Source organism: Ligilactobacillus ruminis DSM 20403 = NBRC 102161 (genome assembly GCF_900113455.1).
Classification (GTDB): Bacteria; Bacillota; Bacilli; order Lactobacillales; family Lactobacillaceae; genus Ligilactobacillus; species Ligilactobacillus ruminis.
The window spans coordinates 1-7,840 of record NZ_FOPI01000051.1; the positions used below are offsets into that span (position 1 = coordinate 1).

Annotated in this window: 10 protein-coding genes; 2 read left to right on the top strand and 8 right to left on the bottom strand. The window is 44.9% G+C overall.

Features of this window, described 5'->3' with window-relative positions; all coding sequences use genetic code 11:
• From BMZ95_RS10340 to rsmG, 8 genes are all read right to left on the bottom strand, one after another.
• Positions 1–204: transposase (locus BMZ95_RS10340; protein WP_143455020.1), on the bottom strand; the 204-nt coding region annotated here is incomplete at its 3' end.
• Positions 205–457: 253 nt separating this feature from the next.
• Positions 458–1,201 carry a DUF1129 family protein gene (locus tag BMZ95_RS10345; RefSeq protein WP_014074207.1) on the bottom strand — a complete coding sequence of 248 codons (744 nt, stop codon included), beginning with the start codon at positions 1,199–1,201 and terminating at the stop codon, positions 458–460.
• Positions 1,202–1,354: 153 nt separating this feature from the next.
• Entirely contained in the window at positions 1,355–2,458 is a 1,104-nt protein-coding gene (gene ychF, locus BMZ95_RS10350; RefSeq protein ID WP_014074208.1) for a redox-regulated ATPase YchF, read from the bottom strand.
• A gap of 24 nt (positions 2,459–2,482) precedes the next feature.
• Positions 2,483–2,674 (bottom strand): DUF951 domain-containing protein, encoded by a 192-nt coding sequence (locus tag BMZ95_RS10355; RefSeq protein ID WP_003694727.1) that lies wholly within the window; start codon positions 2,672–2,674, stop codon positions 2,483–2,485.
• Positions 2,675–2,685: 11 nt separating this feature from the next.
• A complete protein-coding gene (locus BMZ95_RS10360) occupies positions 2,686–3,567 on the bottom strand; it encodes a ParB/RepB/Spo0J family partition protein (protein WP_014074209.1) in 882 nt (293 codons plus the stop codon).
• Positions 3,548–4,324 (bottom strand): ParA family protein, encoded by a 777-nt coding sequence (locus BMZ95_RS10365; protein ID WP_014074210.1) that lies wholly within the window; start codon positions 4,322–4,324, stop codon positions 3,548–3,550. Before BMZ95_RS10365 ends, BMZ95_RS10360 begins: the two co-directional genes overlap by 20 nt.
• Before the next feature lie 12 nt (positions 4,325–4,336).
• A complete protein-coding gene (gene noc, locus BMZ95_RS10370) occupies positions 4,337–5,182 on the bottom strand; it encodes a nucleoid occlusion protein (protein ID WP_046922418.1) in 846 nt (281 codons plus the stop codon).
• Between the two features lie 18 nt (positions 5,183–5,200).
• A complete protein-coding gene (gene rsmG, locus BMZ95_RS10375; RefSeq protein WP_041820178.1) occupies positions 5,201–5,938 on the bottom strand; it encodes a 16S rRNA (guanine(527)-N(7))-methyltransferase RsmG in 738 nt (245 codons plus the stop codon).
• A gap of 248 nt (positions 5,939–6,186) precedes the next feature.
• On the opposite strand from rsmG, the gene BMZ95_RS10380 reads away from it, so the two are divergent.
• Together BMZ95_RS10380 and BMZ95_RS10385 are read left to right on the top strand one after the other, a co-directional pair.
• Entirely contained in the window at positions 6,187–7,047 is an 861-nt protein-coding gene (locus BMZ95_RS10380) for an alpha/beta hydrolase (RefSeq protein ID WP_014074213.1), read from the top strand.
• Positions 7,048–7,556: 509 nt separating this feature from the next.
• A partial coding sequence (locus BMZ95_RS10385; RefSeq protein WP_143455021.1) for a helix-turn-helix domain-containing protein occupies positions 7,557–7,840 on the top strand: 284 nt, incomplete at its 3' end.

The following is a 7,840-nucleotide window of genomic DNA, read 5'->3' on the forward strand; positions in this document are numbered from 1 at the left end:
TATCACAGCCAGTTTAAAATCAGTGTCAAATATTCTCTTATTTCTACTATGACGAATTTTACCTTGAAGTCGATATGTTTGAATCCAGCTTCGAACAACCCTTGAATTGAGGTTGTATTCTCGAGCTAATTGGATACTCGTTGCCATTCCCTGATTATATTTACTAATAATTTCCGCTTTCAGTTCCGGACTGTACTTTGCCATAAAAAATACCCCACAATCATTAGACTACTTTGTCTAACAATTATAGGGCACTTCAATCACTGGCACGGATTTAAAATCATCATTCAGTTGCGTACGGGCTCATGACCGCTCGCTTCCACACCTTCATAATCAGGCTCAGACCAGCAACAAGGCTCATGATAAGTTCGTGCCGCGTCGCGACTGCGCTTTCGCTGATCGCTAGCGCCCCTCCTTATCTACCGCCTTGTTAAGCGGCTGGTCTTCACACCTTGTCCTAAAATGCCATATTTTGGAAATGCAATTTGCCCTTCAGATATCTTCTTACAAAGTAGCCTGCCACGCCCAAAATAGCGTAAACGATCGGACTCATCGTACGGTTGATGCTTGTAGGAATGAATGCGATAATTCCAAAAGCGATCATCCAAATTGCAATCAGTTCCAGTGTTACCAGAATCCCGCGAGTCAACTTCTTCTTTTTGCTCTTTGTCTTGGAATTGTCTGCCATCATTCGATAGAAGAAGGCCAGACCGCAACCGGCAATTGCCGATGTCGCAATCAGCGTGATCCAACCGCCGTTCATATCCGGCTGATTTTTGGAGAAGAAGCCCATCACGGCATACAGGATACAGAACATAATGAACATGATCAGGCCGTTGTCAAGCGCCATGACCCAGTAGCTTGGCATGCCATTTTTTTTCTTATCATCCAAAGACTCGCCGCTGACGATTTTCTCACAGCGTTCCGTCACGGTACCATAAAGTTTTGTTGCGACAATGCCTTGACGCTGCTTTTCTTTAAGTTCGAGGTACATTTCGGTAAGGACCTTTTCTTTTTTCTCTTGGTCATAATTTTTCTTATCCAAGGCCTTGCCTAAATGGTACATATAATCTTCGTTGCGCTTCGTCAAACCGGCATAGCGCCCGTCACGAACCGTAACTTCGACTTCTTCAACAGCTTTTTCAGCACGAACCTCAGCCTGCTTTTCTGCTGCTTTTGCATTTTTCTTTTCTTCTGCCAATGGAAAATCCTCCCACTTTCTGCTCGTAAGCCAGCTTTCATCGATATAGACAGGAAATACTATATCACAATTTCATTGTTTTGGGCGAATGCCAATGCTTTCAATCATTGGCAAATCTGCCTTTGACTCAAAGTCCAAGCATCGAATTCCCCATTAGACGTTAAATCTGAATTCGATGATGTCGCCGTCCTGAACGACGTAATCTTTGCCTTCGAGGCGCAATCTGCCGGCTTCTCTCACGCCCTGCATGCTGCCGTATTTGTCAAGATCTTCAAAGGAAACCGTTTCGGCTCTGATAAATCCACGTTCGAAGTCAGAGTGGATGACGCCGGCTACTTGAGGCGCCTTCATGCCTTGCTTGAAAGTCCAGGCGCGCGTTTCCTTGCCGCCGGCAGTGAAGAACGTTGCCAGGCCCAACAACTTGTACGAAGCTTTGATCAAACGATCCAGGCCGGATTCTTCAACGCCTTCGGCTTCCAAAAACTCTTGCTTTTCGTCATCATCGAGTTCGGCAATTTCTTCTTCCGTTCGAGCGCAAACGGCCAAAGCTTGCGAGCCTTCTGATTCGGCAAAGTTTTTGATTTGTTGGTAATATTCGCAAGAATCGGGATCGGCCATGTCGTCTTCGCCAATGTTTGCAACGTAAAGCACGGGTTTTGACGTCAACAGGAACAATCCTTTGACGATTTTTTGCTCATCATCGTCGAATTCGAGACTGCGAACCGGCTTGCCTTCTTCCAAAACAGGCTTGATTTTTGACAAAACGTTGAATTCCGCAATCGAATCCTTGTCTTTTTGAGTGCGAGCAACCTTTTCAACGCGCACATAACGTTTGTTGACGGATTCAAGATCGGCCAAAACAAGTTCCATGTTGATCGTGTCGATATCGTCCAACGGATCGACCTTATTAGAAACGTGCGTGATATTTTCGTCATCAAATGCACGGACGACATGCACGATTGCATCAACCTGACGAATGTTTTCCAAGAACTTGTTGCCAAGACCTTCGCCTTTGCTTGCGCCTTTGACGATTCCCGCAATATCGGTAAATTCAAACGTCGTGTGCACGATTTTCTTTGCCGGAATGATTTCATCGATTCGAGCCAAACGCGCATCCGGAACTTCAACCATTCCGACGTTAGGATCGATCGTTGCGAAGGGATAGTTGGCCATTTCGGCACCAGCCTTCGTAATCGCGTTGAATAGTGTCGACTTGCCAACGTTTGGCAATCCGACGATACCTGCTGTTAATGCCATTTTGTTTTTCCACTCTTTCTTAATTTAATCTTCCCTTGGAGCTTTCTCCAAAACTTTTTTCATTTTTTTGTCGAACTCGCGTCTTGGCAGCATGATCAAGCGACCGCATTTTGTGCACTGGATCTTAATGTCCATTCCCATTCTGATAATTTCCCAACGGTTTTCTCCGCACGGGTGCGGCTTTTTCATCTCGACAATATCATGCAAATCGTACATAAAAGACACCCCTAATCCAATGTAATGTCCAAGATTTCAAGAATGCGATTCAAATCATCATTTGAAAGATAATCGATTTCGATCTTGCCTTTGCCTGTCTTTTGACTGCTCTTGATTGAAACCTTCGTACTGAATTTTTCACGCAAAAGCTCTTCGCTATGTTTCAAATAAGGCGAAAGCTTTTCCGGTTTCTTGACCTTCTTTTGCTTGTCCCTTTCACCGTTCAGTTCATTGACGATGCTTTCCAATTGGCGCACCGTTAAGCCTTCCTTAACGGTTTTTTCTGCCAAAGCAACCAATTTCTTCTTGTCTTTTACCGAAAGAAGCGTCCGGGCTTGTCCCATCGAGAGACTGCCCTTTTGCAGGAAGTCTTTGACGGCTTTCGGCAAACTCAGCAAGCGCAAATAGTTGGCGATGTACGGCCGAGATTTCCCGAGTTTTTCTGAAACCTGCGCTTGCGTAAGATTCAGATTTTCCATCAGCGTATTGTATGCCTGAGCTTCTTCAAGCGGTGTCAGATCTTCTCTTTGAAGGTTTTCCAACACGGCGATTTCCATCATTTCTTCTTCGTTCAGATCGCGCACGATTGCAGGAATCGTTGTTCTTTTGGCCATCTTGGAAGCACGATAGCGGCGTTCGCCGGCAATGATCTCATATCCGGAAACCTTTGACTGACGAACGATGATCGGTTGAAAAACGCCTTGTTTTCTGATTGAGTCAGAAAGTTCCGACAAACTTGTTTCATCAAATGTTTTACGCGGCTGATACGGATTTGATCTGATATCACTAAGATTCAATTCGACAACTGTTTCGTCAGCCGTTGCCGTTTCGTCAAATTCAGTGAATAATGCGTCAAGTCCGCGACCCAGTCCTTTATTTTTCCTTTGAGGCATGAGCAGCCAAAACCTCCTTTGCTAAAGCTTGATATTCAATTGCGCCTTTTGATTTTTCGTCATAATCGACGATTGGAAGTCCGTAGCTTGGAGCTTCCGACAAACGCACGTTTCTTGGAATGATCGTCTGATAAACGGTGTCTCCAAAGTATTTTTTGACTTCTTCAACGACTTGATTTCCGAGGTTCGTTCTCGAATCAAGCATCGTCATCAAGACGCCTTCAATTTTCAAATCAGGGTTGAAGTGACGCTGAACGAGCTTGACGGTATTCATCAGCTGATTTAACCCTTCCAAAGCGTAATATTCGCTTTGAACGGGAATCAGAATCGAATCGCAGGTCGTAAAAGCGTTGATCGTCAGCAGACCCAGCGAAGGCGGACAGTCGATCAAAACGTAGTCATATGCATCTTTTGCCAAAACGCACGCATCGGCCAGGCGTTTTTCGCGCGCCATCTGCGAAGTAAGCTCAATTTCGGCACCCGACAAGCGAATCGTTGCCGGAACAACGTCCAGATTTTGACGTTGCGTATGCATCACAACGTCTTCAAGCGGAACGTCATTGATCAAAACATCATATACATCTTGCTTGATGTCAGGCTTTTTGATTCCGATTCCGCTTGTGGCATTTCCCTGAGCATCCATGTCGATCAGAAGAACCCTTTGCCCCAAATCTGTCAAACATGCGGCCAGATTGACGCTGGTTGTCGTTTTGCCGACGCCGCCTTTTTGATTTGCAACTGCAATGATAGTACCCACTTTTAATCCCCCTTATTGTTTTTTGTTTGGAATATCAATAATTATCCTGTGAAATTCAGCGTTGTCCTCCTCATGCATTACAACGTCGACGCCGTTTTTCTGCACCATGTCGACCGCGCCCTTAACGGTATTGATTGCGATTCTGACGTCCTTGACGACGCCTCTGACGCGCTTTTTCTCAGGTTTTCTTTCCGCTTTTTCGCGCAGGCTTTTGACGAGTTTCTCCGTTTCTTTAACGGACAAGTGATTGGCCGCGACTTCATTCAAAACATAAATCTGCTGTCCTTTTTCAAGTCCGCTCATTGCCCTGCCGTGTCGTTCACTGATCGACTTGTTCATAATTGCTTCTTTTACTTTATCGCACAGCTTCAAAAGACGCAACTTATTGGCTATGAATGACTGGCTCTTGCCGATTTCCTTTGCGAGATCCTGCTGCGTCAGCTGATTGAGTTCCATCAGCCGACTATATGCCTGTGCTTCTTCAATTGCAGTCAGTCCCTCCCTTTGGAGATTTTCGATGATTGCAAATGAAGCGGATTCGCGATCGCCCATTTCCTTCACGATAGCAGGAACTTTTTCCCATTTAAGCGAGCAGACGGCCCTGAACCTGCGTTCTCCGGCAATAATTTCATACTTTCCGTCACTGCATTTTCTCAGAATAATCGGCTGCAAAAGGCCGTGATTCTGAATCGTTTCGGCAAGTTCTCCGATGCTTTCCCTGGAAAAAATCTTGCGAGGCTGATTGCGATTGGGAACGATCAAAGAAACGGCGATTTCTTCAACGCGGTCCCGGTTATCTTTTGGCGTTTCGATGCTTTCCTGATTCTTATTATTGCCCTTAAAAAAAGAAAATGGCATACAAATCGCTCCTTTACCTTATGCTCTAGGCTTTTCAAGCGGCATCTTGGCTGGCGTCCCGGCCTTTCTAGGATATTTTTTCGGAGTCTGCCTGATTTTTTCGATTGTAATGATATGACGCACGTCATCCGTTTCGGGAAGGTGAAAAACGGCATCGTCAACCAGCTTTCCTCCGAGACTTTCAATCGCATACTCCGCATCTTCAAGTTCTTGTTCCGACTTTTGCGCCTTGAGCGCGATGAAACGGCCCCCGACTCTTGCAAGAGGCAGACAATACTCCGATAAAACCGACAGACGCGCAACGGCTCTTGCCGTCACGACGTCATAGCTTTCGCGATGCTTGCTCTTTTTGCCGGCAAACTCTTCAGCTCTGCCGTGATGAAATTCGACTTCTTCCAACCCCAGTCGTTCCGAAAGATCGTTCAAAAAACGAATTCGCTTATTAAGCGAGTCAACGATCGTTACTTTAAGATTCGGAAATGCGATTTTCATCGGAATCGACGGAAACCCGGCACCGGCTCCCACGTCGCAAAGCGTCAAAGCTTCTGTCTGAAGATCTTTGACGGTCAATGCCGGAATCAGAGAATCGTAAAAGTGCTTGAGATAGACTTCATCTTTTTGGGTAATCGCCGTCAGATTGACGTGCTCGTTCACGGCGACGAGATATTCATAATAATCCGCAAATTGCTGCATCTGATGGTCGCTTAGTTCAACACCTCGTGCAGCCAATGCTTGACGAAATTCTTCTGGTGTCATCATTTTCCTCTTGCATTTTCTCAAATTTTGTGAAACATGACGCAAGCGCCTTGTTTCACACGCTACCTACAATAGTAAGTTATTTTTTAATGAAAAACAAGCCTTTACGGCAACTCTTAATTATAAATTTGATGGCAAAAAATTACTTAAAAAGCTATGATTGAACTAAAGAATTTTTGAAAGGTCGTGATTCCTTGAAACAATACTCATTTGACGAATTTCCGTCCTCTCCTTTGGCGCCCGAAGGAATGAAAACTCTAAACGAACCGATGAGTCCTTTTTATCCGCAAGTGATTCAAAACGTCTGTTATGCCGTCAAAGATGGTCAGGCTCTGCATTTGACAATCATCGTACCCGCTCACGAAGAAACTGAAACGAAGCATTATCCTCTTATCATGTATACCCAGGGCTCTGCATTTAAACGACAAAACCTCACCAGACACCTGGTTCCGCTGATTGAGGTCGCAAAACATGGCTACGTTGTCGCAATCGTCGAATATCGTCCGACTCCGACGGGAATTTTTCCGGCGCAAATCAAGGATTTGAAGACTGCCACGCGCTATATGTTGAATCACGCTTTCGAGTACAGCGTCGATCCGTATCGCTACGCATGCTTCGGCGACTCATCCGGCGCATATGCCTCAGTCATGGCTTGCGTTACCGGCAACATGCAGGAATTTTCAGACGAAGACGTGCGCTTTTCCCCGCTGCACTACCGCGCCTGCGTCGATTTTTACGGGCCAATCGACTTCTCGCGCATGCAGGAATTTCCGACGAACCATGATCATGAAAGCGAAAAAAGTCCGACGGGCCTGCTGTTTGGCGGCGTCAATATCCGCACGGTGCCTGATCTTCTTGAAAAATCCAGTGCCTTGAACTATATCGATTCAAAAAAGCTGCCGCCGTTTTTGATCATGCACGGTAAAAAGGATCGCATGGTGCCGTTTTCTCAAAGCGTGATGCTGTATGAAAAACTCAGACAGACCGATCATTGTGCCGATTTTTACGCGCTTGAAAATTGCGACCACGGTTCCGATGCGTTCTTTACGCCATATTCCTTGACCATTGCTTTAAATTTTTTATCAAAGAACTTAAAAAAGGGCAACTAACTTCTAGCAAAGTTCACTTAAAGCTCTTGTTTAATTCACAAGTCATTCATAAGTTTAGTTTATCTTTAAAACATACCTAATAACAACAAACATATTTCACTTACTCCCCCCTAAAAAGTAAGTGATGATTCAAGCGGTCTCCCTAAGCCGCTTGGATAAATATTCCTTTTTCTCCGCGGTTCCCCAATCGTGGAGTTTTTTTCTGCAAATCATCCTCGTCTCTGCTTCTGCGCTGAAACGGGGATGATTTTGTTTTATGCGGTTGCCGGGGGCCGTGGACGACGGATTTGGGCTGGACGGTAGAAAATTTTTTCAATTTTGGGGAATTTTGTTCTGCTTTTGGAAACGCGAGTGACAAGAGCGGGCGTGACGACAAACAAAAATTGTTAAAATAGCGTGACTTTTGTCTACAAGTCTTCATAAAGCATTTTTCTATGAGAAATCCAGCGTCGTCTGAAGTGCCCTATAATTGTTAGACAAAGTAGTCTAATGATTGTGGGGTATTTTTTATGGCAAAGTACAGTCCGGAACTGAAAGCGGAAATTATTAGTAAATATAATCAGGGAATGGCAACGAGTATCCAATTAGCTCGAGAATACAACCTCAATTCAAGGGTTGTTCGAAGCTGGATTCAAACATATCGACTTCAAGGTAAAATTCGTCATAGTAGAAATAAGAGAATATTTGACACTGATTTTAAACTGGCTGTGATAGACTATTATCAAACACATGAGGTAACCATAGCTGAAGTTGCTGCCAGGTTTGATCTGCTTCCAGGTCAAGTATCCCATTG